Below are 26,229 nucleotides of genomic sequence, written 5' to 3' on the forward strand. Positions count from 1 at the left end.
CGGCGGCGTTTTTCGTTCAGGAGATTTTCGATGCAATCAGCTAACAACGTCATGGTGCTCTACACCGGCGGCACCATCGGCATGCAGGCCAGCGCCAATGGCCTGGCGCCCGCGTCTGGTTTTGAAGTGCGTATGCGAGAACAGTTTGCCGACGCAGACCTGCCCGCGTGGCGCTTCCGGGAAATGTCACCACTGATCGACAGCGCCAACATGAACCCCGCCTACTGGCAACGCCTGCGCAGCGCCGTGGTCGAGGCGGTAGACGCCGGCTGCGATGCCGTACTGATCCTGCACGGCACCGACACCCTGGCCTACAGCGCAGCGGCCATGAGCTTCCAGCTGCTGGGCCTCCCGGCGCCGGTGGTGTTCACCGGTTCGATGCTGCCGGCCGGTGTGCCCGACAGCGATGCCTGGGAAAACGTCAGCGGTGCGTTGACGGCCTTGGGCGAAGGCCTGAAGCCGGGTGTGCACCTGTACTTCCACGGCGCGCTGATGGCGCCGACTCGCTGCGCGAAGATTCGCAGTTTTGGGCGCAACCCGTTTGCCGCACTGCAGCGCAACGGCGGTGTCGCCCTGGCAGACAGGCTTCCCGCCGCGCTGGCCTACCGCAACGACAAGGCCCCGGCCAACGTTGGCGTCCTGCCGCTCGTTCCGGGCATTGCTGCCGCGCAACTGGATGCATTGATCGACAGCGGCATCCAGGCATTGGTACTCGAATGCTTCGGCAGCGGCACCGGGCCAAGTGAAAATCCGGCCTTCCTCGCCAGCCTGCAACGTGCGCAGGATCAAGAGGTGGTAGTGGTTGCAATCACCCAATGCCATGAAGGCGGCGTGGAACTGGATGTCTACGAAGCCGGCAGCCGCCTGCGCAGCGTGGGTGTACTGTCCGGCGGCGGCATGACCCGAGAAGCAGCCTTCGGCAAGCTCAACGCCTTGATCGGCGCGGGGCTGGACAGCGAAGAAATCCGCCGCCTGGTGGAATTGGACCTGTGCGGCGAGCTGAGCTGACCGGCATGTAACTTGCTCCACTTCCAGCCATCCCCTGGCTGGAAGTTCCCATGCTGCATTCCCACCTCACCACCCTCAATGCCGTGTCCCTGGTGCTGCGTACCTTCGAGGCCGAAGGCTTGCCCCACGAAGCATTGCTGGCGGGCAGCGGCATCTGTGCGGCGGATTTGAGCCGCGCCGACACGCGTATCGCCACACATCAGGAGATGCAAGTGTGCGCCAATGCCGTGGCCCATCAGCGTGATATCGGCTTGATCGTTGGGCGGCGTATGCATGTTTCCTCGTACGGCCTACTGGGCTATGCCCTGCTCACCAGTGCCACTTTCGGTGACGCTTTGCGCCTGGCCCTGCGGTATCCGGCGCTGTTGGGAACACTCTTTGAACTGAGCCTGGACGAAGACGGCGAACGCATCTGGTTCACGGCCGGCGACTACCGCGAAAACCCGGCACTGACTGCCTTCAATGTCGAGCTGTGCCTGGGATCACTGAAGGTCATTTGCGACGACCTGCTCGGCCATCCCCTGCCGTTGTTGGGCGCTCGGTTCGAGCACGAGGCGCCGGATTATCAGGCCCGCTACGCCGAGAGCTTCGACTGCCCGCTCCAGTTTCAGGCGATAGCCAACGCGTTCGCCTTTGATAAACGCTGGCTCGCCCAACCTTTGCCCCTGGCCGACGCGGTCACCCACCAGGCCATGGTCGAACGTTGTCGCAAACAGAACACCGAATTCACCGGGCGCGAGGCCTGGCTGGGGCGAATCCGCCAGTTGCTGGCTGCACAATTGCACGCCGCACCTGGGCTCGATGGCCTGGCCCAGCAGATGAACTGTTCGGCGCGCACCCTGCGCCGGCACCTGCACAACCTGGGTTGCAGCTATCAGGAACTGCTCGATGAGCTGCGCTTCGAACGCGCCAAACAGTTGTTGGCTAACGACCTGTGGCCAATCCACCGGATTGCCGAGACGCTGGGGTTCAGCGAAACGGCGAGCTTCAGGCATGCGTTCGTGCGCTGGAGCGGCGTCACGCCGAGCCAATTTCGAGCATGACGCGCCAATAAGGGGCGAATTGCGGACACACACTTTGGCCATATTTATCTCCTTTTGGCCGCTCCTGTCGTTCTCATAAAGCGCGTGCGCCGCAAGACTGCACTCACGAATACAGCCTGCGGAGAACAACAAATGCTGACGATCTACTCGGACGATCACCACCTGCACCATGGCCGCTGTGAACTGATGGACGGGCAACTGATGCCCTGCTTCGAAATGCCCTCGCGTGCCGATCACGTGCTGCAACGGGTCAAGGACCGTGAACTGGGCCCCGTGCAGGCCCCTCAGGACTTCGGCCTGGCGCCGCTGCAACGTATTCACAGCCGCGACTATCTCGACTTCTTCAAAGGCGCCTGGCAACGCTGGACCGAGTATGGCCAGGACGGCGACCTGTTGCCCTACACCTGGCCCGCTCGTACGTTGCGCCGTGTGCTTCCCACCAGCCTGCACGGCCAATTGGGCTATTACAGTTTCGATGGTGGCGCGCCGATCACCGCCGGCACCTGGCAAGCGGCCTACAGCGCGGCGCAAGTGGCCCTTACCGCGCAGGCCGCCATCGCCCAAGGCGCCCACAGTGCCTTCGCCCTTTGCCGCCCGCCGGGGCATCACGCCGCCAGCGATTTGATGGGCGGTTATTGCTACCTCAACAACGCGGCCATCGCGGCCCAGGCATTCCTTGATCAAGGCTGCAAAAAGGTCGCGATCCTCGACGTGGACTACCACCACGGTAACGGCACGCAGTCGATTTTTTACGCGCGCAGCGACGTGCTGTTCACTTCGATCCACGGCCATCCGGAGGCAGAATTTCCGTTCTTCCTTGGCTACGCCGATGAGCATGGCGAGGGCGCCGGCGTTGGTTTCAACTTCAACTATCCGTTGCCGGCCGGGTCCGGCTGGCAGGCCTGGAGCGCGGCGCTGGAACAGGCCTGCGCCGAGATCGAGCGCTACGCCGCCGATATCATCGTGGTGTCCCTGGGCGTGGACACGTTCAAGGACGACCCTATCTCGCAGTTCAAGCTCGACAGCCCGGACTACCTGGCCATGGGCGCGCGCATTGCCCGCCTGGGCAAGCCCACGCTGTTCGTGATGGAAGGCGGCTACGCGGTGGAGGAAATCGGCATCAACGCCGTCAACGTGCTGGAAGGTTTCGAGGAAGCAGCCCAATGAACATACTCAAGTCGCTCGCCCTGTGCGCCGTGGTTGTCAGCGGCGCAGCCCAGGCCGAAGAAAAAACCCTGAAGGTCTACAACTGGTTCGACTACATCACGCCCAAGGCGCTGGAAGACTTCAAGGCCCAGCACCCGTCGATCAAGCTGGTGTACGACATCTTCGACACCAACGAAGCCCTGGAAGCCAAACTGCTCACCGGCAACTCCGGCTATGACGTGGTGGTACCCTCCAACGTGTTCCTGGCCAAACAGATCGAAGCCGGCGTGTTCCAGCCCCTGGACCGCAGCCAACTGCCCAACTGGAACCACCTCGATCCCAAGCTGATGAAGCTGATCGAGGCCAACGACCCCGGCAATCAATACGCCGTGCCCTACATGTACGGCACCATCCTGATCGGCTTCAACCCAGCCAAGGTCAAGGCGGCCCTGGGCGACAACGCCCCCGTGGACAGCTGGGACCTGATCTTCAAGGAAGAGAACATCAGCAAGCTCAAGCAATGCGGCGTCGCGCTGCTGGACTCGCCCTCGGAGATCCTGCCCCTGGCGTTGCAGCACCTGGGCCTGGACCCCAACAGCAGCAACCCCAAGGACTACGACAAGGCCGAAGCGCTGTTGATGAAGATCCGCCCGTACATCACCTACTTTCACTCTTCCAAATACATGGCGGACATCGCCAATGGCGATATCTGCGTGGCGGTGGGCTACTCCGGCAGTTTTTCCCAGGCCGCCAACCGCGCCAAGGAAGCCAAGAATGGCGTGACCGTGGACATGCGCTTGCCCAAGGAAGGCGCGCCGATCTGGTTCGACATGCTCGCCATTCCCAAGGGCGCTAAAAATCCGGGCGACGCCTACACCTTCATCAACTATTTGTTGCAACCCGACGTCATCGCACCGGTCAGCGATTTTGTCGGTTATCCCAACCCGAACAAGGACGCTACCGAGCGGGTCGACCCGGCCATACGCAACAACCCCAACCTGTACCCGACCGACACGGCCATGACCACGCTCTACACCCTCAAACCCCTGGACAGCAAAGCCGAACGCGCCAGGACAAGGGCCTGGACCAAGATTAAGTCCGGGAGGTGAAGCGCTGTACTGGCGTACGTGCATTTAACAGCAGGCCTATGTAAGCACCGCCTACCTGTCTGGCCGAGCCCTAGCATGGAAATTCCGAACCTATACCTCGGGCTATCTCCATCAACCGGTCAGACAGGGAAGCCACTCTATGACCTCACCCGCTGCAAATAACCACACGAACGCCAAACGGCTGGATGAGCGCTCAGCGCTGTTCACCCAACTCTATGTCGGCCCTTCATTCAGGGAGACCGCATCGGCTCTGTTGCGCCAGTCACTTCGGGAACAGTACCCGACGCTGGATATCAACCCGGACATCGCCATGGTCGGCACGCCGACCTGGCGACTGATTGACGACGAGATTGTCGCGGGGCCCACGGAATATCAGGCACTCAGCGACATCCTCGCTCAACAGGCAGTTCTGTCAGTGCCGACCCTGTACATCGAGGGCGAACACTTTCTCACCCAGCAACCGATCGTCGAGCCGACGGTTCACTTGCCCGTGCGTATCTGTGAAATCGCCAAAACCCTCAACCTGCTGGCTCCTGTCATGCTGCGGGCCTTCCAGCAACAGTTGGTCGCCTACTGGAATCAAACCAACGGCAGCGGCCCGCATTGGCACGAGTTGTCGAGCATGTTGCGGGCAGTCTGGAATGTCGAGACCGCAGACGACTGGAGCGCCACCGAGTGCGCCATGGCGCGCACCCTGTTCACCCACCCCGATAAAGCCGACAGGAAGGGCAAAGACCCTTACAACCTCAAGGCCTGCCTGATCGATATCGACCGCGTCGACGCTGACCACGTGACGCACCAGAATGAAGTGGTGATCGCGGTACTGCTCGGCGAACATGAAGGGCAGCGTTCGATCCTCATGTATTCACTGCTCAAGGGCTATGAAAAATTTCCTTCGCTGGAGCACCTGGGCAATTCATTGTCGTTGCACCTGCCAGCCTCTGCTTCGAACCAGGAAATTCATTGGCGGCTGTTCGAGCCTGATGGCGACTTTTTTGATCATCAGGCCTGCGCAATGGTGTCCGTGCTGGTCGAGGCCGTGGGTGCAATCGACTTCTCGGACCTGCGCCAGACCCATAACGCCGATGTCGTCCTCGGCACGCCGCCAGCCATCGCCCCGCTTGCCCCTGAAAAGGGCCCAGGGCTTGCCTGGTATCAGAACCAGTTGCCCGACTGGCTGACGAAGGCGTCCGTCGCCGACCAGAACTTCTTTGCCCGGCACTTGAAGGACCTCGCCGCCCTGCACAACCAGAACGCCGGCCGCTCTTACCTCGACGACGTTCCCTCCATCGAGGCTTACGCGTTGAAGGTGATCAAGGCGCAAATGATCAAGGATCATCCTGCCAGCGCCAACGTTCCCTTGGATAAAATCCGCCTGACGGTGAAAAGCCCGGTCATCTGGGGCACCTTCGTGGTGCCGGGTCAGTTCGAAACCACCTCTTTGAGCGTGGTAGAACTGGCCTTGCAAAACCTGATTGCGCTGCCGACCGGCAATCGATCTGTCGAGATCGATAAGGGGTTCAGCCTGCCTGGATGGATGACCTCAGGCTATTTTGTAGACTTGGTCACCGATGCCGATATCGGCAGTGCCTATCCCGCGTTGATCAAACAAAAACTGCTGGACGACCCGCAGGAGTCATTACGCCGTAAAACCCTCTATAGCCAGCACCTGCGTATCCAACTGCCTATGCAGGCCTTGCAAGCCAAGATTCGCCAGCAAGAAGGCATTGACGAGCGAGGCTACCGCTATGTGGCGGCGGTGTTACAAGACGAGGCCACTGACCGCCAGGTTGACGGGCAAACCATTGTGCTCAGGCCATTGGCGTTTCGGCCCCTGCGGCGCGCGGAAGCGACATTGGACACCGTTGCCAACATGTACGTGATCGGCCCCGAGGACATGACGGCCGGCCCATGCCTGTTGTATCGACCGATGTTCACACCGCCCCTGATGCAGTTCCCGACTCCGGCCAATCTGATCTATGGGATTTCGCAATCGAGCACCCTGCGCGAGTCGGTACTGGCCTGGCTACCGGATGCGGTGCGTAACGACTACGCCAATTACGTATTCCCCGGCGCACTACCTACGCCTTGGCAGGTGGCCGATTACCTGATCGAGCCTGACAAACTATGGACCATGAGCGGCCCCATGGCGCTGGGTGAACAAGTGCTTAACGGCGACCGATTTTCCACTCTGTTCAAAGCCAACGCCAATGCCTTGATCGAACTGTCGGATCGGCAATCGGTTTCCAATGCCGAAAACCGTTGGGCCACGTTCAAGCAAGCCGGCTGGCTGATATTCAACGCCGTGCTGCCCTTTCTCGGTCGTACCGTGGGCACGGCGGTGTGGATCTGGCAGGTGGTCGATCAACTGCAAAACTTTATCGAGGCCCAGGAGCACGGTGAGCAGCAAGCCGAGTGGTCGGCGCTCACCGATGTCCTGCTCAACCTTGGCATGGCCATCACCCTGCATGTCGCCAGCCGCAGCCACCGTCCAGGCTACCCACGCAAGGCCCAGCCAACCCTGCCGCAGCCGACAAGCGCCACGGACGTCACCGTCAAACAACAGCCGTCCCTGACCCAGGCGTTGGCGTCCAAACATTCACCTCACTTGCACATCAGTGGCGCAATCAAGCGCGCCCCTGGCGAACTTGCCACCCTGCTCGACAGCTTCAAAATCAATAAGCCCGACGGCCTGGGCCCCGCTGAAAGCGCGGCAGGCCAGCACCAGCACCTATTCCGGCATGCACAGCGCTACTACGCCCCCGTGGGGGAGCGCTGGTTTGAGGTGAACACCGATGACGATGAAACAGTGGTCATCATCGACCCCAAGCAACCGGAGCGCACAGGCCCGACGTTGATTCACAACGCCCAGGGCCAATGGTTCATCGACACGCGTCTGCGTCTGCGCGGCGGCGGCCCGAAAAAACAACAGCAAAGGTCCAAATCCGAAGCGGACGTCAAGGCAGTGGAAGCCCAGCGGCGATTGTCAGAATTTGAGCGAGACAAGAGCGCCACGCAATTGGAGATACAGGCGGCCCGCGCTGAGATGGAGGACCCCCAGGCCAGCACTTCGGCCGATGCCCGCCGTGAGATCTACCTGCAAAAGCTCGAGGCCCAGCGAAATAACTACGAAACGGCGCTGCAACAACTCAAGATCTTGAATGTGTTTGCCCCGACTGCGAATTATCAAGAGCAAGTCGTGCGCTACGTCGGCGCCCAGTTGGACCTGACGGAAACCGATATACGCGAAGCTCAAGTCACGTTCACACCGAAGCTTAAAACCGTGCTGGACCAGATTGAGCGCCAGGCCAGCCATCCCGAGGAGCGCCATATCGAGGACGCCCAAACCTTGACCGAGATGAGCCAGGACATGATCGCACGCCTGAACTACACAGAGTCGCGGTTCGCTCAGCTTAGAACGATGGGGCGATCCGGCTTCAAGGCTATCTGCCAACACCGCAAAAGCTTGCCGATTTACACGGCCCGCGACCTCAGGTTCCTGCAAGTGACCCTGGCGCGCAATCTGTGCGTGGACGAAAACAGCATGACCACGGCTCCGGATGCCTGGAACGCCATCGACCGTATTGTCGACAGCGCCAATCTGTCGATTCAGACCTTGCGTGAAACCCTGTTCGAACGCAGCGAGTCGCGTCTGGACGAACGCATCGAAACCGTGGGCAGCCTGGTCGAACAGTTCAATGTCCTTGATGAACGCCTGCAGGACTTTCCAGCGGAATTTACCAACGTTGCACTGACCACCCCCCTTACGCGCCTGCGTGAAAAAATCCGCAGCTTCTACAACGAAACCGTTGGCCACCTGGAGCTGCTGCACAGTGACCGGGACGCCATCAGAAACCGGCCAACTCCGCCGCCGACCCCGCCTAAAGCCAGGAAAAAAGTCATTTATACGCGTTACAACGGTGTGCTGGTCGGTGACCCACGCCTGTCAGCAACAGGCGAGGAAACCGGTCTGGTAGATATCAGATCTCCACTGACTCAGGACATCATGGCGACCTTCCACGAAAAGCCCGCAGGCGTCTGGGTACAGCGCGTAACGCCCGCCGAAACACAACCCAGTGTTGTCGTGGACGTTGCCACCCGCATCAAACAGGCACAGGACCTGTTGGACGCACTGGAGACTTTCAAGCAGCGGACCGCCGAACAAGCGGCCAAGCCGGAGCGCACGGCCATCGGCATAGAAACGTTGTTTCACCAGCACGCATTGGCGCTGGAACAGGCGTCTTCGAATATTAAAGAGGCCCTCACCCAAGGCAACGCAACCGAGAGCCACAAGGACTCGGCTGCGCTTGTGGACAGAAAGCTCAACGAGGCGGCCCAAGCCCTCTACAAGGAGGCTTCACGCTACAAGTCGTTGTTGTTCAAAAAGCATCCACCCACCGTGCATGCTCTGGAATGGCTGCTGAGAAACCAAGAGGTCGTCATCAAGAAAACCGTCACGCGGCGACGGCTCAAAGGCCCGGAGAAGGACTATCTGGACGAGTACACCATCCACAACCGCGAAGACCATAGCGTGCTGTGGTATGCCCACTTTCATTACTCAACCGACTGGGTGCCCGCCAAGGCATTCCTGCGCGCGCGCCTGAAAACCCCGCAGGAGCACGCCCGTGGCGCGGAGTCCGACACCCTCAACGGCCTTGGCGAGAAGCAGAAAACCGCGGTGTATCTCAGTGACATCAATCTAGACCAGGCCCGGCGGTTGTTTTTCACGGTGAAATGACTCCCCCTGAGGCGGGGGCGTTCGCGCCCTCGACTCATGACCGCAGCCAGCCGCAGCGCGACGTATCTACCACCCCTGCGGTAACGTCGCTCGCTACCTTGCGCGTTCCTTAAAGCCCGTACGGGCCATTGAATGCAAAGGAGCTGCGCATGCCCAATGACACTGTCAACAATCACCGTCCACCTACTACCTATGAACTGCTGACCCAGTTAACCAGTGGCCCCACTATCCGCGAAGTGGCCGCAACGGCATTGCGCTCAGCTATCAAGGCGCTATATCCCACGCTGGATATCGAACCCGACCTGGCCATGGTCGTCAGCCCTCAATGGGTGGTGGTCGGCAACGACGTCGTGCGTGCGCCGGCCACTGTCGAATCGCTCACCTCAGTGCTGGCCCGCCAGGCACTGTCCAGCGAGAGAGTGACCTATATCGACGGCCAACATTTCCTCACCTTGCAGCCGTACGCTCTGATTCCTGTGCATCTGGCAGTGAAAATCGATGCCATCGCACGCCTGATCAACGAGCTATCCGACCTGCTGTTCACTGCATTCCAGGAACAGCAACTGGACTTCTGGAACGCGTCCAATGGCACCACCGGTCCGCGCTGGCAATCCTTATCCAGCACACTGAGGAAAGTGTGGAACATCACCGAAGAGCAAGGCCTGAGTGAGCACGAAAGCGCGATGGCACGTGCATTTTTCCAGGAACCCGACCTGGCCAGACGCTCGCTGAAAGACCCTTACAAGACCCACGCGTACCTGGTCGACGTGGACATTCTTGAAGCCGGCCGGTCCACCCATGCCAGCTTCCTGGATATCACCGTATTGGTGGGCGAGCACGCCAATCGCCCGATGATCCTGACGCACTCGTTGGTGAGCGGGTATGAAACGTTCGAGTCACTGGCACAATTGGGTGCCGCGCTGCCTGCGCGAATGAGTGCGCCCGCCAGCGACGCCACCTTGCAATGGCGCTTGTATGAACCCGACGGCAACTTCTTCGATACGCTGGCCTGCAATCTGATCTCGTTGCAAATCTACGCCATAGGCAGTTATGGCGAATCCGGCCTGGGTAACCTGGCCGAAGCAAAGGTGCCCGCGACCACGGTTGCCCGCATCGTGCCCAGTATCGAAGAAATGAGCGATCAACAGCTGTCGAATATCCGCGATATTCACCGACAACTTCCAGACTGGCTGGCTTCGGCAACGGACTCCGATATCGCCGCCTACGGCCGCTATATGATCAACCTGGCCCAACTGCACAGCCATTATCACGGCGAAACGTTTCAGGACGGCATTCCAGCCATTCGTGACTACGCCCGGACACAGCTGCAAAACCTTATCCGCTCCCCCCAAGCGGGGGCGCGCCTGAACTTGGATAACATCGAAATCGTTATCGAGAGCCCAGTGCTGTGGGGCACGTTTATCGTCCCCGGAGCCGTGGACACCACACGACGCAGCCTGATCGACCTGGCCTTGGAAAACCTCACCGGCCTGCCCACCGGCAACGTGACAGTGCACTACAACGGCAGGGGCGGTGACGTGCCCGCATGGCTGACCTACAGCTACCTGAAAGACGTGATCGAGGACATCGACATCGGTCAGCGCTACCCCGCGCTGGTCAAACAGCAACTGCTCGATGACCCCACCCAGTCGAGTCACCGCCAACAGCTCTACATCCGCCACCTGCAGATTCAACTGCCGTTGCTGGCCCTGCAGATGAAAATCCGCAGCCAGGGCGGCTTCGATGAGCTGGGTTATCGCTACGTCGCCGCCGTCATGCATCCCGATGAACATGCGCGCCGTGTCGACGGGCACCCCATTGTCATCCGCCGCCTGGCCTTCGTGCCCAGTCTGCGCCCCGGGCCTGAGCAAGACGTGGTCACCAATATGTTCGTGATTGGCCCGAAGCATTCCGGCAACGGTCCCTGCGTACTCTATCGGCCATTGCTGGAGCCGGCCCTGATGCAATTTGCGTCGCGGCAAAACCTGCTCTATGCCATCAAACATGAGCGCTCCTTGCGCGAGTCGGTGTTGGCCTGGCTACCTGAACCGCAAAGATTCAACTACGCCCAATACGTTTTCCCCGACACCCTTCCTTCGCCCTGGACCGTGGTGCGCGCACTGGTCGAACCGCTCACCGTGCTGTACATGAGTGGCCCGGTGACGTTGAGCGATGAAGAAATGGGCAATGACATTTTTGCCACGCTGTTCAAGGCCAACGCCAATGCCATGGTCGAGTTGGCGACACGCCAGTCGGTGTCCAACGTACAGAAACGCTGGGCGACCTTTCGACAGGCCGGCTGGCAAATTTTCAACGCCGCCCTGCCCTTCCTGGGCCGCACCCTTGGCATCGCCGCTTGGGTCTGGCAAATCATGGACGACCTGCAGGCCGCTGAGGAGGCCGTGAACAAGAGTGACCAGCCCGCCTCCTGGACAGCGTTGGTGGATGTCTTCCTCAACCTCGGCATGGCCCTAACGCTGCACATCGCCCTGCGCCACCCTCGAGCGTCCAAGCGATCCGCTTCCCCCAGGGTCGGCACTGAACCCACGAAAACGACGATTGAAACGGTAGGCAGGCCGTCCGTTACCGAGAAGACATTTACTTCAGTCCAACAGACCACTATTTCCGACAGCCAACTTTCAGCCAAGCATCAAGGCCCCGTGCACACTCGCGGAGCCCTCAGTCACAGCCGCCTCGGACTGGCCAAGACGCTCGACAGCTTCAAGGTCGCCAAGCCCGAAAAACTCGGTGAACAAAATAAAAACCCCGGTCACCATCTCAATCTCTATCCGCTTGCAGATAAGTGGTACGCACCGGTCAGCGAGCGTTGGTTCGAGGTCACGGTGGATGACAACGACAGCGTCGTCATCATCGACCCGAAGGAACCTTCGCGTACCGGCCCACCGCTGATCGGCAACCTCGCGGGGCAATGGTTTGTCGATGTCCGTTTGCGGCTACGCGGCGGCGGTCTTCGAAACCGGCGGCGTGCGGTCAAGATCGATCAGCCGGCGCGCATTGCGGCACTTATGACTCAACTCAACGCCTTCGACGCGGTCGCCGCCCGCCAACAGCTGGACGTGCTTGAGGCAAAGCCTGCGCTGGACGCTGCCCCTGGCCCGTCCACGGACCTGCGACGTACAACGTTCATCGGTAAAGTCGACAGCCGGCTGGCGGCGTATGACGAAGCGATCAGCCAACTGAAGTCCTTGAGCATCATCGACACGGTGCCCACCTACCAGAGCACTATGAGCGGTTACCTGAAACAGCAATTGCAACTGACTCAGATCGCTTTGGAGCAACAAGTGATGAGTTATAGGGAGGCCCTGAAGTCGTCGTCCCCAATCCTCGACGCCGAGGTGGACATCGACTATAAAAACCAGGCTCGCAGCGCCCAAGACCTGTCCACCCTGAACCAGGCAATCATCAAGCGCCTGCAGTTCATCAACGACCGTTTCAACGATCTCAGAGCATTGGGAGATGAGGGTGCAGCCGTCATTCGTAAAACCATCGGGGAGTTGCCACAGCTGACCCTCACTGAACTCAAATCCCTGGAGATCATCCTGGGCCGCTACTTGTGTATCGATGAAGAGCAACGCCAGATCCCCGCCACGCTGCGCGAGCGGATGGGCCAGATCGTCGATAGCGCCGAACTGAACGTCGAGAGTTTCAATGAGATTGTGGAACGCGGTAATGGCGCATCGCTGGATGAGCGCATCGATGTACTCAACAGCCTGGTAGAGCAATTTTCCAGTGCCGACCAGCGCCTGCTCGATCTTCACGCCGATTACCCACAACACTTGCACAAAAGCCGCCTGGAAAGTTTCCGCCAACAGATTGGCGAGTTCAGCCAAAGGGCCGTGCACGACCTGGCGCAATTGCTGCGAACGAAGAAAGCCCTGGAGCCCAAGCCCGGCAGCTCGAAGACCGAGCCCCGCCCGCGGCGCAAAGTAATCAAAACACGCCATCACGGCTTGGTAATGGGTGAACCGCGTGAAACCGACAGTTCCCTGGTAGACGTCAGGGCCGGCATGACCGGCAAGGTGATCGCCACATTCCATGAAAAGTCGCCAGGGGTGTGGGTCACACGGCACAAAACTGCGCTGCACCCACCCGTGCCTGTTTCGGTGGACCTGGACACCAGCATCAACGCTGGGCAAACGCTATTGGAGGGCGAACACGCCGAAATTCGCAAATACAAGGGTTTCTCAACAAAGCCCTGGCATGCTCCGCAAGACATTCAAGATATGTTCGATGACTATGCGAAGACGCTGGAAGACGCGTCAAAGAACATCGAAGAAGCGCTGACCCAGCGCAATCTCACAGAAAGCGAACATACCTCCGCTGCTGTGACCAATCGTCATCTCAAAGACGCGGCACAACGTTTCTATCGGCAGGGCAAAGAAACCTACATCGACATGATCAAGCGCCAGCCCCCAACCGCGGAACGGGTGAACTGGCTGCACAGCCAGGGGCTGATCACCATCGTCAAGGTCATCACTCGGCGTGCCCTCAAGGGGCCCAGAAAGGACTTTCTGGACGAGTACGAGATTCGCGATAACGAGAATGGCACGGCGCTGTGGTACGCGCACTTTCACTATGAAACCAAGAACGCTGCATTGGAGAATTTCACCAAGGATCATCTCAAGACCCGCGAACAACATCGGCTCGGCGGCGCCCACCAACGTACCGGGCCCAGTGACTGGGACATCATAGAAATCCACCGCCGCAGTATCGGTGAGCAACTGGCCAAGTCGCTGTTCTTCAAGAACTGATCGGCTACGCCTTCCACGCTTGACGCAAACGCGCCAGCGCCTGCGCAATGGCCGCCTCCGGCACGGCGGCAAACCCCATCACCAGGCCAGCATGCTGGTCCGGTGGCGGGCGTGTGCCAGCCAGCCAATAGCTGCTCAAACCATTGATCTCGACATCCACTGCACGGGCCTGAGCGAGCAACGCCTGCTCCCGGGCCAGGCTGTCCACCCGCACCGTGATGTGCAAACCCGCCGCGGCATTTGGCAACGCGCCGACCCCGGGCAACCCGGTGGGCCATCCGGCCAACAACGCATTGCGCCGGCTGAGCGCGGCGCGACGCATCCGACGAATGTGGCGCTGGAAGTGCCCCGCCGCCATGAACTCGGCCATCACCGCCTGGGTGCTGACTTCGGAGTGACGCACGTCCACGGCGCGGCGCCGGGTGAAGGCTTGCACCAGGCCCGGTGGCAACACCAGATAACCCAGGCGCAACGCCGGGAACGCCACCTTGCCGAAGGTGCCCACATACAGCACGCGGCCACTGCGATCCAGCGCGGCCAACGGTGACAGCGGCGCGCCGCTGTAGCGGTACTCGCCGTCGTAATCGTCTTCCACGATCCAACCGCCTGAACGTTCGGCCCAGGCCAGCAATTCCAGGCGCCGAGCCAGGCTCATCACCACGCCCAGCGGGTACTGATGGGAAGGCGTGACATACGCCACGCGGCAATCATTGAGGGTACTGAGCACCTGGCAATCCATGCCCTCGCCGTCGACCGGCACGCCATGCAGTCGCCCGCCGGCCAAAGCGAATGCATGGCCGGCCGCGCGATAGCCAGGGTTTTCCACCGCCACGCCATCCCCAGGCTCCACCAGCAACTGTGCACAAAGGCTAATGGCCTGCTGTGCGCCGCTGGTGATCACAATTTGTTCAGCCGTGCATTGCATGCCGCGCGAGCTGCGCAGGTACGCGGCGATCAAACCGCGCAGACGACCGTCACCGGCCGGGTCGCCATAGCACAGCTGTTCCAGGTCGGGTTTGCGCCAGAACGCCCCATTCAGCTTGGCCCATACCTCAAACGGGAACAGATCGAAGGCGGGTACGCCCACGCGAAATGCCCGGGGCGGTCCCAACGGCGGCTGAGGCAGATGATGGTCTTTTACCCGTGCCAAACCGGCGCTGTGGATAACTTCGTCATCTAAATCCTCGGGCAAATTCGCCCATTTTGTGGATAAGCCTGGGGATAAGCCTGTTGACAACCCTGTGGATACTTTTGTGGATAGTTTTTCGGCCATCGGCAATTGGGCAACATAGGTGCCATCACCGACCCGGCTTTCGATAAACCCCTCCGCGTACAGCTGATCGTAGGCGCGCACCACGCTGTTGCGGGAAATCGACAAGGCCGCCGCCAGATCACGGGTAGCGGGCAGCCGCGTGCCACTGACCAATCGCCCATCCAATACCCGCTGGCGCAGGGCCTCATACAGCTGGCGCGTGAGGCCCTGGCGGCGGTCCAGCTCGATACCGGCGGGGTTGAAGGACAACGGTGGCGAAACAGGCGGCATATTGGACCTATAAAAATAGCGCTAGATGGCTCTTACAACGAACCAATAGCCTGCCTAGGATGCAGGCATTCGCCAAGGAAAATCTCCATGTACACACCCCGCGCCTTTGCTCTCGATGACTTGCCCGAAATCCAGCAACTGATCCAGCACACCCGTCTGGCGCAGTTGGTAACCGTGGGTGAAAACGGCCTGCAAGCCAGCCACTTGCCCTTGCTGCTCAACCCCGATGAAGGGCCCAATGGCACGCTGTACGGTCACTTGGCCAAAGCCAACCCGCAATGGCGCGAGCTGCAAAATGGCGGTGAAGCGCTGGTGATCTTCGCCGGTGCCGACGCCTATATCAGCCCGGCGTTTTACCCCGCCAAGGCCGAGCACGGCAAAGTGGTCCCGACCTGGAACTACATCGCCGTGCACGCCTATGGCACGCCTGCGGTATTCAGCGACGCCGAGCGCTTGCTCAAGGTGGTCACCGCCCTCACCGACCGCCATGAAAGCGGCCGCGCCCAACCCTGGCGTGTCAGCGACGCACCGGCGGACTACATTGACGGCATGCTCAAGGCCATCGTCGGCTTTGCCCTGCCGATCGAGCGCCTGGTGGGCAAACGCAAGCTCAGCCAGAACCGCAGCGCCGCCGACATGGCCGGTGTGCGTGACGGCCTGGCCGCCAGTGCCGATGTACGTGACCAGACCCTCGCCCGCTTTATTCCCCAAGGAGTTTCAGAATGAGCTTGATCGACATTCGCCAGGTTACAGCCGCCGACCAAGCCGCCTGGCTGCCGCTGTGGCAGGCCTACTTGGCGTTCTACAACACCGAACTGCCGGACGCCGTCAGCCAAAGCACCTGGCAACGCCTGATCGACCCCCGCGAGCCGACCCATTCGGCACTGGCCTGGCAGGACGGCAAGGCGGTGGGCATGGTCAACTTCATCTACCATCGCTCCAACTGGAGCATCGAGAACTCCTGCTACCTGCAGGATTTGCTGGTGGACCCGACCCAACGTGGCACGGGCGTAGGTCGCAAGCTGATCGAATTCGTCTACGCCACCGCCAAGGCCGATGGCTGCTGCAAAGTGCACTGGTTGACCCACGAGACCAACGCCACCGCGATCCAACTCTACGAGCGCATCGCCGAACGCCCAGGCTTCATCCAATTTCGCAAAGGTCTTTAAGGAGCACAGCATGATCACTTCCCTCGCTGATTGGAAAGGCGTCCCGGCGCCGACTGCGCAACTGCTTGAAGGGCGTTTTATCCACTTGGAAAAGCTCGACCCGGCGCGCCATGCCGATCAACTGTGGCAAGCCCTTGAAGGCCCAGGGGCCGACCCGAAGCTGTGGGATTACTTGCCCTACGGCCCGTTCACCGAGCGCAGTGCCTTCGACGCCTGGTTGAACAACCACGCCGCCCACAGCGACCCGTACTTTTTCAGCGTGATCGACCGCGCAACGGGCCAGGTTCAGGGCATCCTCAGCCTGATGTCCATCGTCCCGGCGCAAGGCCGTATCGAAATCGGCCACGTCACCTTCGGCGCACCGATGCAGCGCTCGCCGAAAAGCACCGAAGCGGTGTACCTGCTGGCCAAATATGCGTTCGAGCAGGGCTACCGTCGGCTGGAGTGGAAGTGCAACAACGGCAACGCGCGGTCCAAGTACGCAGCCGAGCGCTTGGGGTTCAGTTTTGAAGGGGTGTTCCGCCAGCACATGGTGGTCAAAGGGCAGAACCGCGATACGGCGTGGTATTCGATCCTGGATTCGGAATGGCCGAAGGTCGGTGCCGGGTTTGAGACGTGGTTGTCGGAGGCGAACCAGAGTGGGTCGGGCCAGTTGAAGACACTCACAGAGTGTCGGGGTTAATACTCACATGTGTGGGAGCTGGCTTGCCTGCGATACAGACACCTCGGTGTATCAGGCAAAACCAGTTGATGCCATCGCAGGCAAGCCAGCTCCCACAGGTTTGACTAGCGGTGAATCAGTCGGTCAGGCGCTGCGCCAGCACCGCAATATGCTCCGGTCCGATGCCGCAGCATCCACCCAGATGGCTAGCGCCGCGCGCTTGCCAATCGGCCGCCCATTGCAAGTAGCCGGGTGGGTCGAGGTCATCGCGCAACGGGTCCAGGCCATCGTTGGCCGTGGCTTCCTTGGGTTGCGGCGGGAAAGCGTTGGCGTAGGCGCCGATCTGAATCGCTACACCCAAACGGTCGAAGGTCTGGCGGGCAGCGTCAATCGCCGCGCCGATCACTTCCGGCTGGCTGCAGTTGAACAGCAATACCTGCACCCCCAGTTGCGCCGCCGCCTCGGCTGCGTCCGCCACCGGTTCGCCGGAGCGCAGGCGCGGCACCTCGTCGGTGTCTTCGTCTTTCAAGGTAAACGACAGCCAGAACGGCTTGCCATCCTTAGGCAGCCCGGCATGGATCGCCCGTGCTTCAGCGATTGAGCTCTGGGTTTCCGCCAGCCACAGATCGACATGCGGGGCCAGGCCGTTCACCAAGGGGGTGAGCAACTCACTGACGCGCTCGGCCTGGAACAGATCTGGGCGATAAGAGCCAAATAGCGGCGGCAGTGAGCCGGCTACCTGCACGGCTTTACCGGAGGCCTGCACCGCCCGTCGCGCCAACTCACCGGCCAGGGCGGCGAGCGCCTGCCCTTCTTGGGCGAACCGCGCTTCGCCGATATGGAACGGCACCACCGCGTAACTGTTGCTGGTGATCACATTGGCGCCGCTGTCGATGTAGGCCGCGTGCACCGCCTCCACCGCTTGCGGCGCTTCGCTCAAGGCCAGTGCCGACCATTCCGGCTGACGGAACGGCGCCCCACGGCGTTGCAGTTCACGGCCCATGCCACCATCGAGAATTACTGTGCTTACTGCGCCCATATGCTTTTTACTCATATGCTTATGAAAATAACTCACTATGAGAGTCGTTCTTATAACTATTTAATGCGTACCGTTCGGTTAATAACAACCTCTTTTTTATTCAGGTGTTCGATTTTGAAATTCAGACCGCTGTTGGCCCTGGGCCTGACGATGTTGGCTGCTTCAACCCAAGCCTTTGGCGGTGCCACGTTGGATCGTGTCGAGCAGAAAAAAGAACTGGTCGGCGTGCTGATGGAAAGCTATCCGCCGTTTTCATTTCTCAATGACCAGAACCAGCTCGACGGTTTCGACGTGGACGTGGCCAAGGCCGTGGCGCAAAAACTGGGCGTGAAGTTGCGCCTGGAAACTCCGTCCTGGGACGTGATCGCCGCCGGCCGGTGGAGCGGGCGCTACGACATCTGCATCTGTTCCATGACCCCAAGCAAGGCACGCGCCGAGGTGTTCGACTTCCCGGTGGAGTACTACGCCTCGCCCGCCGTGATTGTGGTCAATGCCAAGGACGACCGCATCCACGACGCCCGGGACCTGAGCGGCAAGAAGGTCGGCCTCACCAGCGCCTCTAGCTACGAAAGCTACCTGAACAAGAACCTGGTGATCGAAGGCGCCGAAGACACGCAGTTGCAGTACCCGTTCGAGGAGGTGCAGATCGCCCCGTACGACACCGACAACGTGGCGTTCCAGGATCTGGGCCTGGGCGCTGGCGTGCGCCTGGATGCGATCCTCACCAACCTGGTCACCGCGCAGCCGCGCCTGACCCAGGACAAGCGTTTCAAGCTCGCCGGTGCGCCGCTGTACTCGGAGCCCAACTCGGTGGCCATCGAGAAAGGCGACCCGCAGTGGGACAGCAAAGTGCGTGAGGTCTTCGCCCAGCTCAAGCAGGACGGAACCTTGAGCGCGCTGTCGCAAAAATGGATCGGCGCCGATATCAGCCGATGAGTTTTCGCCTACGGCTTTACCTGACCTGGGCGGCACTGTTCGCGCTGTTTGCGAGTTTCTTCCTGAGCTTTGACCTGAAGTTCTCGATCATCCTCGACAAGCTGCCCAACCTGGTCGGCCTGCACCTTGCGCCCAACGGCTTCCTGCAAGGCGCGGCGCTGACGCTGTTCTTGTGCCTGTGCGCCATTGTCGCGTCGTCGGTGCTGGGCTTTATCACCGCGTTGGGGCGCCTGTCCAAAAGTGCCGTGGCGTTCGGCATCGCCAGTTTCTACGCCTCGTTCTTTCGCGGCACGCCGCTGCTGATCCAGATCCTGTTGATCTACCTGGGCCTGCCGCAATTGGGGCTGGTGCCAGGCGCCATCGTCGCCGGGATCATCGCGTTGTCACTGAATTACGGCGCCTACCTGAGCGAGATTTTCCGCGCCGGCATCCTCGGCGTGCCCCACGGCCAACGCGAGGCCGCGCTGGCCCTGGGCATGCGCGACAGGGCGATCTTCTGGCACGTGACCCTGCCCCAGGCCATGCGCACCATCATCCCGCCGGCCACCAACCAGTTCATCTCGATGCTCAAGGACTCCTCCCTGATCTCGGTGATGGGCGTGTGGGAAGTGATGTTTCTGGCGCAGTCCTATGGCCGCTCAAGCTACCGCTATATCGAGATGCTCACGACCGCGGCGATCATTTATTGGGTGATGTCCCTGGGGCTGGAATTGATCCAGGCGCGGATGGAGCGGCATTTCGGCAAGGGCTACGTGCGGCGCGGTTGACGGTCAGGGCCTGTTGCGCCGCACCTTGACCACGCCCATCTGCAAACCGAAGGGCCGAAACACGGCATTCAGCGATTTCAGGGTTGGGTTGCCATCGCCATGTTCGATATGCACCAGGGTACGCACCGAAATTTTGCACATTCTGGCGAACTGGCTTTGGTGCAGGCCGGTCACTTCGATGCGCAGGCGGCGTACGGCGGAGCCCAGCTCGAGCGAGCCACCGGCCAAGCCTTGTTCGACGCTGTCGATCAACAACGCACGAGCATCCATGCTAATCGTCATCTCAACCCCCACTGCCTGAGACGCAGGTCCAGTTTCCCTAATGGGATGCTTGGGTGATTCAAGGTCACAGCGGGCACGCCACTGGCCACCAGAAGATCCGGTAATGCACGCAGGTGCTCGGCTGTTTGTCGCAGGCGTTCAAAGCTTTGCTCGGGGTCGACGAGGTCGGCCAGAGCCTCGCATACCGCTCGCCAATTGATATCCCCGGCGAGTTCCAAGGGTTTGGGCCATTTGGTGGTTCGAGTGACGGCTTCAGCGTCCATTACCATGGGTGCCAAATCATAAATGGGGGCCAGGCGCAGCGCCTTGGGCTCGCGGATGATCGATGTATTGCGGCCGTGGTTATCCGAATTACCCAGCACTTTATTCAGCAAATCCCGGCGCAGGTACTCTGCGACCAGATCTGCGACGTGGTCCTCTTGTCCCACTGCTCGCCATTGATCGACCAACAGCCTCACCACCTCCAGATGATCCATGTAGCTGCCAGGGGTGGTCACACCGGCCAAGGAATAGATCGACTCGACGGCCAGCCGTTCAACACCGCCCTCACCCAGCCTGCGATCAAAACGATGCATCCACAGGCTGGGTTTTGTCGCCTCTTCCAGCGCCAGCCCTTGGGTGGCGACCGTTTCGATGCCAAGAGACTCAAGCGCCCGGTAATAGTGGTACTCACTTCGCAGGATATCTTGATCAGTCTGCGTAGCCTGGTTGCGCGCGAACTTGATGAACCAGTGCTGAGCGACGTCAGCGTCATTCAGGATCGCGTCTGGATACAGCAAGCCATCTACGCCTTGGGTCATCAACAATTTCGGTGCCTCGCCCCCTGCTCCGGTAGCACCGCCGATGGCAGCACCTTGTTCATAGGCATATTCCAGGAAACGGCTATCGCGACTGACGACCTCATGTCGTGCAAACCCCATCGGGGTTTCACCGCCCAGGGCTTGGATGGACTCCTTGATCCGCATGTTGCCAATCGGCGCCGACGTACTGCGCCCCAGCAAGAACAAGTCGTCATCGATGGCCTGGGGTTTCTCACGACCAAGACGCTGCATCAAAAAGCGCTTGGCCGCGCCGGCTGGCGCGATATCGTGCAAAAAAGCGGGGGCTGACTTGAGCACCGTAACGTCCCAATCCAGCGGGAACCGGGCACTGGCCGCGTAGCAAAAAGGCTGCTGGATCTCTTCGAGGTGATCGGCCAGATAATCCTGGCGGTAATGAAACCTGCAGGGCCCGACAAAACCCCGTTGCGGTTCAGGAAATTCAAGCCGCATAGCATCATGCCAGTGCCCGGCGGTGAAAATTTGCAGCGTCAAAGAGTAAGCGGTGTCTTTCTGCAATTTAGTGCACCTGCTAAGCAGTGATGAGAGCAACACATGCAATATAGTGCATTTCTCACTCATAGAGTGTCTTTATATATGCATTAAAATGCAGATATGGAGGGGAAAGACCTGGAGATATGCAATTTAATGCATACGACTTGACCGTCATCACTGCGACACATTTCTGCAACGACCTTGCGCTATACCAGTCGACTCGCTTGCCATAACAAGGTCGCCCAGCATGCCCCCGTGTCCACAACGCCTCGCGCTCGCCATCACCCTGTTGGCCAGCGGCGGTTTCATTGAAGCAGCCGCAGCCAAGACCCTGCAGATCGACACGCCTACGACACAGGGGCAAACCCTGGGTGGCAGTGATACGTTGACCACGTCGGCGCCTGGCAGCATTACAACCTCCGGGGTGGCGGTGACGCTCAAGGACGGCACCCGCGGTGCGGGGGTGGTGGTGACTAACGCGGGCAAGCTGGTCTCCAGTGGCGGTCGGGGTATCGACAGTTCGGGGAGCGTCAGCGGGGAGCGCAGGTACAGCATTTACAACCTTGCCGGTGGGGTGATTCAAGGTGCCAATGATGCGTTGCGCATCAACAGTAACGTTGTCAGCGGCAGCGTGCTGATCGACAACAGCGGCACCCTTCGCTCGGCCACCGGCCAAGGGCTGGACCTGGATGCGCTGCGCAGCGGCAACGTCACCACCACGATCATCAACCGTGCCGGTGGCTTGATTCGCGGGGAGGCCAGCGACGGCATGAAGACTGGCGCCAACGCCTCTATCACTAACTACGGTGAGATCTCCACCGGCAACACCTTCTCCCGCGATGACAAGTTCGATGGCGTGGACATCGACTCCGCCAGCGGCGTGACGGTGACCAACTATGGCCTGATTTCCGGTGGCCGCCATGGCATCACCACGGACGAGGGCGCCACGCTGACCAACTACGGCACGGTGATCGGCCGCAACGGCTCGGGCTTTGGTTCCGATGGCGACGGCACTGTGATCAACCACGGCACCATCACCGGCGCGTTCTCCGGGCTGCAACCGGATGGCGACGGTGACGGCGTGGACATCGACAAGATCGCCCATATCGAAAACTACGGCGTCATCCAGGGTGTCGGCGCCGGGGGTGTCGACAAGAACGGCTTTGCCAACGGCAGCGAAGGGATCGCCCTGGGCGGTGGCTCTCTCTACAACGCCAAAGGCGCGTTGGTCAGTGGTGCCAACAATGCCATCCTGGTGGACGACGGCAGCGACGGGCCGGGGCTCGCGGCTACCATCCTGGAGAACCACGGCACGATTCAGGGCCTGGATGGCTTTGGCGTGAAGTTCGTCGGCAACTATGCCGACACGGTTATCAATAGCGGCACCATCAGCGGCAGTAATGGCCTGGCCCTGGATTTGGGCGGCGGCGATGACCAGCTGATCTTGCGCAACGGCAGCCGCTTTATCGGCACGGTGGACGGCGGCAGCGGTTACGACCGACTGACCCTGGACGACGTCGCAGGGGGCAGTTTTGGCGACAGCCGCAACCTTGAATGGCTGGAGGTCAAGCAAGGTACCTGGACGTTGACCGGCCAGGGTGATTTCAGCGACGGCGGCAAGATTTCCAGCGGTGCCAAGCTGGTCAACCAAGGCGGGATTACCGGTAACGTGACGGTCGACACAGGCGGTGTGTATGCCGGCGGCGGCTCGGTGGGCAGCCTGGTGGTGAACGGCACCCTGCAGACCAACACCGCGTTGGGCACCGCCACCATCAACCGCGACTTGCGCATGGGCAGCAGCTCGACCCTGGCCTATGGCGTCAACGCCGACGGCAGCAGCGCGCCGATCAAGGTCGGCGGCACCGCTTACCTCAATGGCGCGACCCTGGCGGTCAACCCCGGCGAAGGCACCTACCCCTGGCAAAGCCATTACAGCGTGCTGCAAGCCGGCAGCATCAATGGCACGTTTGGCAAGGTCACCAGCGACTACGCCTTCCTGACCCCAACCCTGGATTACAGCGCCACTCAGGTCGGCCTTACATACACCCGTAACGACATCGCCTTCAACCAATTCGCCAGCACCGGCAATGGCGCCAGCGCCGCCAACAGCCTGGCAGGCCTGGGCACGAACAACCCGCTGTACAACGCCCTGCTCAATACCACCAGCGCCACAGCCGGGGCAGCCATCGAGCAACTGGCGGGCAGTAGCACCGCCAACCTCACCAGCGCCACCCTCAATGCCAGTGCGCAAGTGGGCCACAGCATGCTCGCCGCCATGCACCAGGTGGGTGGCGGTGCGGGACTGCTGGTGGGGCTCAATGACCAAGATACGCCGGTACTGGCCGCCACCGGCGTGCCCGCCGAGGTGCGCAACCTCAATGACCCGAACGCGCGCGGCCGCCTGTGGCTGCAAGGCATCGGCAGCTACGGCAAGCTCGATGGCGAGCACGGCAGTAACGGCTTGACCCAACGCACCAAAGGTACAGTGCTCGGCGCCGATTGGGCGCTGGATAGTGACTGGCGCCTGGGTGTGCTGGGCGGTTACTCCAAGACCGACCTGGACACCACCGGTGTGGACGGCAGCGTCGACAGCTGGCACGCCGGCGTCTATGCCCTGCGCCAGAGCGGCCCACTGGCCTTGCGCCTGGGTGCGGCCTACAGCGGGCATCAGGGCGACAGTAAACGCACGGTGGCCTTCAACGGTTTTAACGACCGCCCCAAGGGCGACTATGACGCCAACAGCCAGCAGGCTTTCGCTGAACTGGGCTACGCCATGGGTAGTGGCCGCTTGAGCGCAGAACCGTTCGCCAACCTCGGCTACCAGCGCTACCAACGCGACGGCTATAACGAAAAAGGCGGCGCCGCTGCGTTGCATGTCGAGGGCCAGACCCAGGACAACTTCAGCAGCACCTTCGGCCTTCGCCTGGCGCACCTGAGCCAGCTGGACAACGGCGTCAGCCTCACACCTCGTGCCAGCGTTGGCTGGAAGCACACCTATGGCGATGTCGACAGCACCACACGCCAGGCTTTCCTGGCCGGTGGCACCGTCTTCAATGTGCAAGGCAGTGCGCTGGATCGGGACAGCCTGTTGCTCGAAGCGGGCCTGGACGTAGGCTTATCCGTCCGTCATCGCCTGGGCCTGGGCTATACCGGCGAAGTGGGCAGCAACAGCCGCAACCATGCGCTGACCGGCCAATGGCAGATGAGTTTTTAATCGCACCGTACTAGAGACAACTCCCGCAAAACGGTGGTCGATAGCCTGACAGTTATCGCCCCGCACCTCGCCTAAATTCCCGGCCTCATTCATCAGAGGTTGGGAATTCATGCCCTTTACACTTCAAAGAACCGCAATCGTCATCGGCCTGGCAGTGGCCGCGAGTTTTCAGCCCGCCCACGCGCGAGGCGATATCGAATACAAGCCCTATGAGAACCATCCCTACGACGCCACCGACTATAGCGGGGCGTTTATACCCAAGTTCGAAGCGCCGCCCATTCCACCGCCCTTCGACGGATTCCTCACCCAGCAGGCCACTTCGCACAACGGCCTGCAGGTCGCCAAGGTGCTGGAGCCGGCAGTGATTCAACTGGTGGCCTCCGGCGAGTTGGACTCGGAAGACCTCAAGGAGCTGCAAAAATCACTTGAGCAATTGAGCAAGCAACCCGGAGGGATCGGCGCAGCCCTTGAGCAACTGGCCGCCAGCCAAAACGCCAACCTGGCCACCGCAACCCAGGCCACCACCCAGCACCTGAGCCGCCAATTGCTCGCCACCCTGCGCACACTGCCTACTGACGACGACGGCCACTTCTGGGTGCAAGGCCTGGGCAACGGCGGCAGCCTAGACGCACAACACGGCAGCGCCGGCTTGAAGCACGATACCCAAGGCCTGTTGCTGGGCGCCGACTGGGCGCTCGACCATGCCTGGCGGGTGGGTGTCATGGGCGCCAAGACCTCCAGCCACTTCGATGCCCCGCGTTATGCCGCCAACCTGGACAGCTGGCACTTGGGCGGCTACGCCGTGCGCCAGGACGGCCCCTTCGCCCTGCGCCTGGGGGCGATCTACAGCAACCATGCCGGGCAGAACAAACGCAGCGTCAGCCTGCTCAATTACCACGACTCGCTCAAAAGCAAATACAACGCCAGCAGCCAGACACTGTTCTCCGAACTCGGCTATCAATTGGGCAGCGGTGATTCCACTGTCGAACCCTTCGTCGGCCTCGGCTACCAACGCTATCAGCGCGACCGTTTCAAAGAGAGCGGCGGCGTAACCGCATTGAACGTCGGCCCACAAACCCAGCGAAACTTGAACAGCACCTTTGGCCTGCGCCTGGCAACGCTGTATCGCTTCGACAACAACATGAGCCTCACGCCTCACCTAAGTACGAGCTGGAAGCACCTGTATGGCGACGTCAATAGCCAGGTCCGCCAAACCTCGCGCTATGCGCCAGGCCTGATCGACGGTTACACCATCACTGGCACCGCCCTGGACCGCGATAGCTTTGACTTGCAAGCAGGCCTGGACCTTGCCTTGTCCACCCAACACAGCGTCGGCCTGACCTATACCAGCCAAGCCGGCAACCATGGCCACGAACAAGGCCTGATGGGCCAGTGGAAAATGAGCTTCTAAGCCCGGGAACGCCTGAATTTCAGGCGAAAAAAAAGGGGAGCACCTGCCCCCCCGAGGATTAAACGTCAGTCTCGAAGG

General features: G+C 60.8%; 17 protein-coding genes. 13 read left to right on the forward strand and 4 right to left on the reverse strand.

What is annotated here, in order from left to right; all coding sequences use genetic code 11:
* The first annotated feature begins 30 nt into the window (after positions 1–30).
* The 6 genes from AB9N64_RS17285 to AB9N64_RS17310 all read left to right on the forward strand — a co-directional run bounded on the left by AB9N64_RS17285 (position 31) and on the right by AB9N64_RS17310 (position 13,816).
* Complete coding sequence (locus tag AB9N64_RS17285) at positions 31–1,008, forward strand: asparaginase (RefSeq protein ID WP_019818141.1); 978 nt, start codon at positions 31–33, stop codon at positions 1,006–1,008.
* Between the two features lie 50 nt (positions 1,009–1,058).
* Positions 1,059–2,051: an AraC family transcriptional regulator gene (locus tag AB9N64_RS17290; RefSeq protein ID WP_014720537.1), complete on the forward strand. Its 993-nt coding sequence runs from the start codon at positions 1,059–1,061 to the stop codon at positions 2,049–2,051.
* Between the two features lie 132 nt (positions 2,052–2,183).
* The gene (locus AB9N64_RS17295) at positions 2,184–3,218 is read left to right on the forward strand and encodes a histone deacetylase family protein (protein WP_020302826.1); all 1,035 of its coding nucleotides are present in this window, start codon (positions 2,184–2,186) and stop codon (positions 3,216–3,218) included.
* Positions 3,215–4,306 (forward strand): polyamine ABC transporter substrate-binding protein, encoded by a 1,092-nt coding sequence (locus AB9N64_RS17300; protein ID WP_019818144.1) that lies wholly within the window; start codon positions 3,215–3,217, stop codon positions 4,304–4,306. Before AB9N64_RS17295 ends, AB9N64_RS17300 begins: the two co-directional genes overlap by 4 nt.
* Positions 4,307–4,445: 139 nt before the next feature.
* Positions 4,446–9,044 carry a dermonecrotic toxin domain-containing protein gene (locus AB9N64_RS17305; RefSeq protein WP_371359554.1) on the forward strand — a complete coding sequence of 1,533 codons (4,599 nt, stop codon included), beginning with the start codon at positions 4,446–4,448 and terminating at the stop codon, positions 9,042–9,044.
* 149 nt (positions 9,045–9,193) lie between these two features.
* Entirely contained in the window at positions 9,194–13,816 is a 4,623-nt protein-coding gene (locus AB9N64_RS17310) for a dermonecrotic toxin domain-containing protein (protein ID WP_371359555.1), read from the forward strand.
* A gap of 4 nt (positions 13,817–13,820) precedes the next feature.
* On the opposite strand, the gene AB9N64_RS17315 is transcribed toward AB9N64_RS17310, so the two are convergent.
* Entirely contained in the window at positions 13,821–15,359 is a 1,539-nt protein-coding gene (locus AB9N64_RS17315; RefSeq protein ID WP_019818147.1) for a PLP-dependent aminotransferase family protein, read from the reverse strand.
* 87 nt (positions 15,360–15,446) lie between these two features.
* Here AB9N64_RS17315 and AB9N64_RS17320 point away from each other — a divergent pair, with 87 nt between their 5' ends.
* From AB9N64_RS17320 to AB9N64_RS17330, 3 genes are read left to right on the forward strand one after another with little or no spacing between them, the layout of a single operon-like run.
* The gene (locus AB9N64_RS17320; protein ID WP_019818148.1) at positions 15,447–16,085 is read left to right on the forward strand and encodes an FMN-binding negative transcriptional regulator; all 639 of its coding nucleotides are present in this window, start codon (positions 15,447–15,449) and stop codon (positions 16,083–16,085) included.
* A complete protein-coding gene (locus tag AB9N64_RS17325) occupies positions 16,082–16,528 on the forward strand; it encodes a GNAT family N-acetyltransferase (protein WP_014720543.1) in 447 nt (148 codons plus the stop codon). Before AB9N64_RS17320 ends, AB9N64_RS17325 begins: the two co-directional genes overlap by 4 nt.
* 10 nt (positions 16,529–16,538) lie before the next feature.
* On the forward strand, positions 16,539–17,210 hold the full coding sequence (locus AB9N64_RS17330; RefSeq protein ID WP_371359556.1) for a GNAT family N-acetyltransferase: 672 nt from the start codon (positions 16,539–16,541) through the stop codon (positions 17,208–17,210).
* A gap of 115 nt (positions 17,211–17,325) precedes the next feature.
* On the opposite strand, the gene AB9N64_RS17335 is transcribed toward AB9N64_RS17330, so the two are convergent.
* Positions 17,326–18,228 (reverse strand): homocysteine S-methyltransferase family protein, encoded by a 903-nt coding sequence (locus AB9N64_RS17335; protein ID WP_014720545.1) that lies wholly within the window; start codon positions 18,226–18,228, stop codon positions 17,326–17,328.
* Between the two features lie 114 nt (positions 18,229–18,342).
* On the opposite strand from AB9N64_RS17335, the gene AB9N64_RS17340 reads away from it, so the two are divergent.
* Together AB9N64_RS17340 and AB9N64_RS17345 are read left to right on the forward strand one after the other, a co-directional pair.
* Positions 18,343–19,164: an ABC transporter substrate-binding protein gene (locus AB9N64_RS17340; protein WP_014720546.1), complete on the forward strand. Its 822-nt coding sequence runs from the start codon at positions 18,343–18,345 to the stop codon at positions 19,162–19,164.
* Positions 19,161–19,931, forward strand: a complete 771-nt coding sequence (locus tag AB9N64_RS17345; protein WP_014720547.1) for an amino acid ABC transporter permease — start codon at positions 19,161–19,163, stop codon at positions 19,929–19,931. The genes AB9N64_RS17340 and AB9N64_RS17345 overlap by 4 nt, the downstream gene beginning before the upstream one ends.
* Before the next feature lie 3 nt (positions 19,932–19,934).
* On the opposite strand, the gene AB9N64_RS17350 is transcribed toward AB9N64_RS17345, so the two are convergent.
* Both AB9N64_RS17350 and AB9N64_RS17355 read right to left on the reverse strand, forming a co-directional pair.
* Positions 19,935–20,213 carry a helix-turn-helix domain-containing protein gene (locus tag AB9N64_RS17350; RefSeq protein ID WP_014720548.1) on the reverse strand — a complete coding sequence of 93 codons (279 nt, stop codon included), beginning with the start codon at positions 20,211–20,213 and terminating at the stop codon, positions 19,935–19,937.
* Positions 20,210–21,550, reverse strand: a complete 1,341-nt coding sequence (locus AB9N64_RS17355; RefSeq protein ID WP_060766908.1) for a type II toxin-antitoxin system HipA family toxin — start codon at positions 21,548–21,550, stop codon at positions 20,210–20,212. The genes AB9N64_RS17350 and AB9N64_RS17355 overlap by 4 nt, the downstream gene beginning before the upstream one ends.
* A 223-nt stretch (positions 21,551–21,773) precedes the next feature.
* On the opposite strand from AB9N64_RS17355, the gene AB9N64_RS17360 reads away from it, so the two are divergent.
* Both AB9N64_RS17360 and AB9N64_RS17365 read left to right on the forward strand, forming a co-directional pair.
* Positions 21,774–24,740, forward strand: a complete 2,967-nt coding sequence (locus AB9N64_RS17360; RefSeq protein WP_371359557.1) for an autotransporter domain-containing protein — start codon at positions 21,774–21,776, stop codon at positions 24,738–24,740.
* 109 nt (positions 24,741–24,849) lie between these two features.
* Entirely contained in the window at positions 24,850–26,151 is a 1,302-nt protein-coding gene (locus AB9N64_RS17365; RefSeq protein ID WP_014720551.1) for an autotransporter domain-containing protein, read from the forward strand.
* The last annotated feature ends 78 nt before the right edge of the window (positions 26,152–26,229 follow it).

It is taken from the genome of Pseudomonas sp. KT_2_4, from assembly GCF_041410225.1.
GTDB lineage: Bacteria > Pseudomonadota > Gammaproteobacteria > Pseudomonadales > Pseudomonadaceae > Aquipseudomonas > Aquipseudomonas paracarnis.

Bases quoted from the DNA above. Each gene is read 5' to 3' on its own strand.
- AB9N64_RS17310 (WP_371359555.1), top strand. From the start codon at position 9,194: ATGCCCAATGACACTGTCAACAATCACCGTCCACCTACTACCTATGAA.
- AB9N64_RS17315 (WP_019818147.1), bottom strand. From the start codon at position 15,359: ATGCCGCCTGTTTCGCCACCGTTGTCCTTCAACCCCGCCGGTATCGAG.
- AB9N64_RS17365 (WP_014720551.1), top strand. From the start codon at position 24,850: ATGCCCTTTACACTTCAAAGAACCGCAATCGTCATCGGCCTGGCAGTG.
- AB9N64_RS17295 (WP_020302826.1), top strand. From the start codon at position 2,184: ATGCTGACGATCTACTCGGACGATCACCACCTGCACCATGGCCGCTGT.
- AB9N64_RS17300 (WP_019818144.1), top strand. From the start codon at position 3,215: ATGAACATACTCAAGTCGCTCGCCCTGTGCGCCGTGGTTGTCAGCGGC.
- AB9N64_RS17330 (WP_371359556.1), top strand. From the start codon at position 16,539: ATGATCACTTCCCTCGCTGATTGGAAAGGCGTCCCGGCGCCGACTGCG.
- AB9N64_RS17290 (WP_014720537.1), top strand. From the start codon at position 1,059: ATGCTGCATTCCCACCTCACCACCCTCAATGCCGTGTCCCTGGTGCTG.
- AB9N64_RS17320 (WP_019818148.1), top strand. From the start codon at position 15,447: ATGTACACACCCCGCGCCTTTGCTCTCGATGACTTGCCCGAAATCCAG.
- AB9N64_RS17335 (WP_014720545.1), bottom strand. From the start codon at position 18,228: ATGGGCGCAGTAAGCACAGTAATTCTCGATGGTGGCATGGGCCGTGAA.
- AB9N64_RS17325 (WP_014720543.1), top strand. From the start codon at position 16,082: ATGAGCTTGATCGACATTCGCCAGGTTACAGCCGCCGACCAAGCCGCC.
- AB9N64_RS17285 (WP_019818141.1), top strand. From the start codon at position 31: ATGCAATCAGCTAACAACGTCATGGTGCTCTACACCGGCGGCACCATC.
- AB9N64_RS17345 (WP_014720547.1), top strand. From the start codon at position 19,161: ATGAGTTTTCGCCTACGGCTTTACCTGACCTGGGCGGCACTGTTCGCG.
- AB9N64_RS17305 (WP_371359554.1), top strand. From the start codon at position 4,446: ATGACCTCACCCGCTGCAAATAACCACACGAACGCCAAACGGCTGGAT.
- AB9N64_RS17350 (WP_014720548.1), bottom strand. From the start codon at position 20,213: ATGACGATTAGCATGGATGCTCGTGCGTTGTTGATCGACAGCGTCGAA.
- AB9N64_RS17360 (WP_371359557.1), top strand. From the start codon at position 21,774: ATGCCCCCGTGTCCACAACGCCTCGCGCTCGCCATCACCCTGTTGGCC.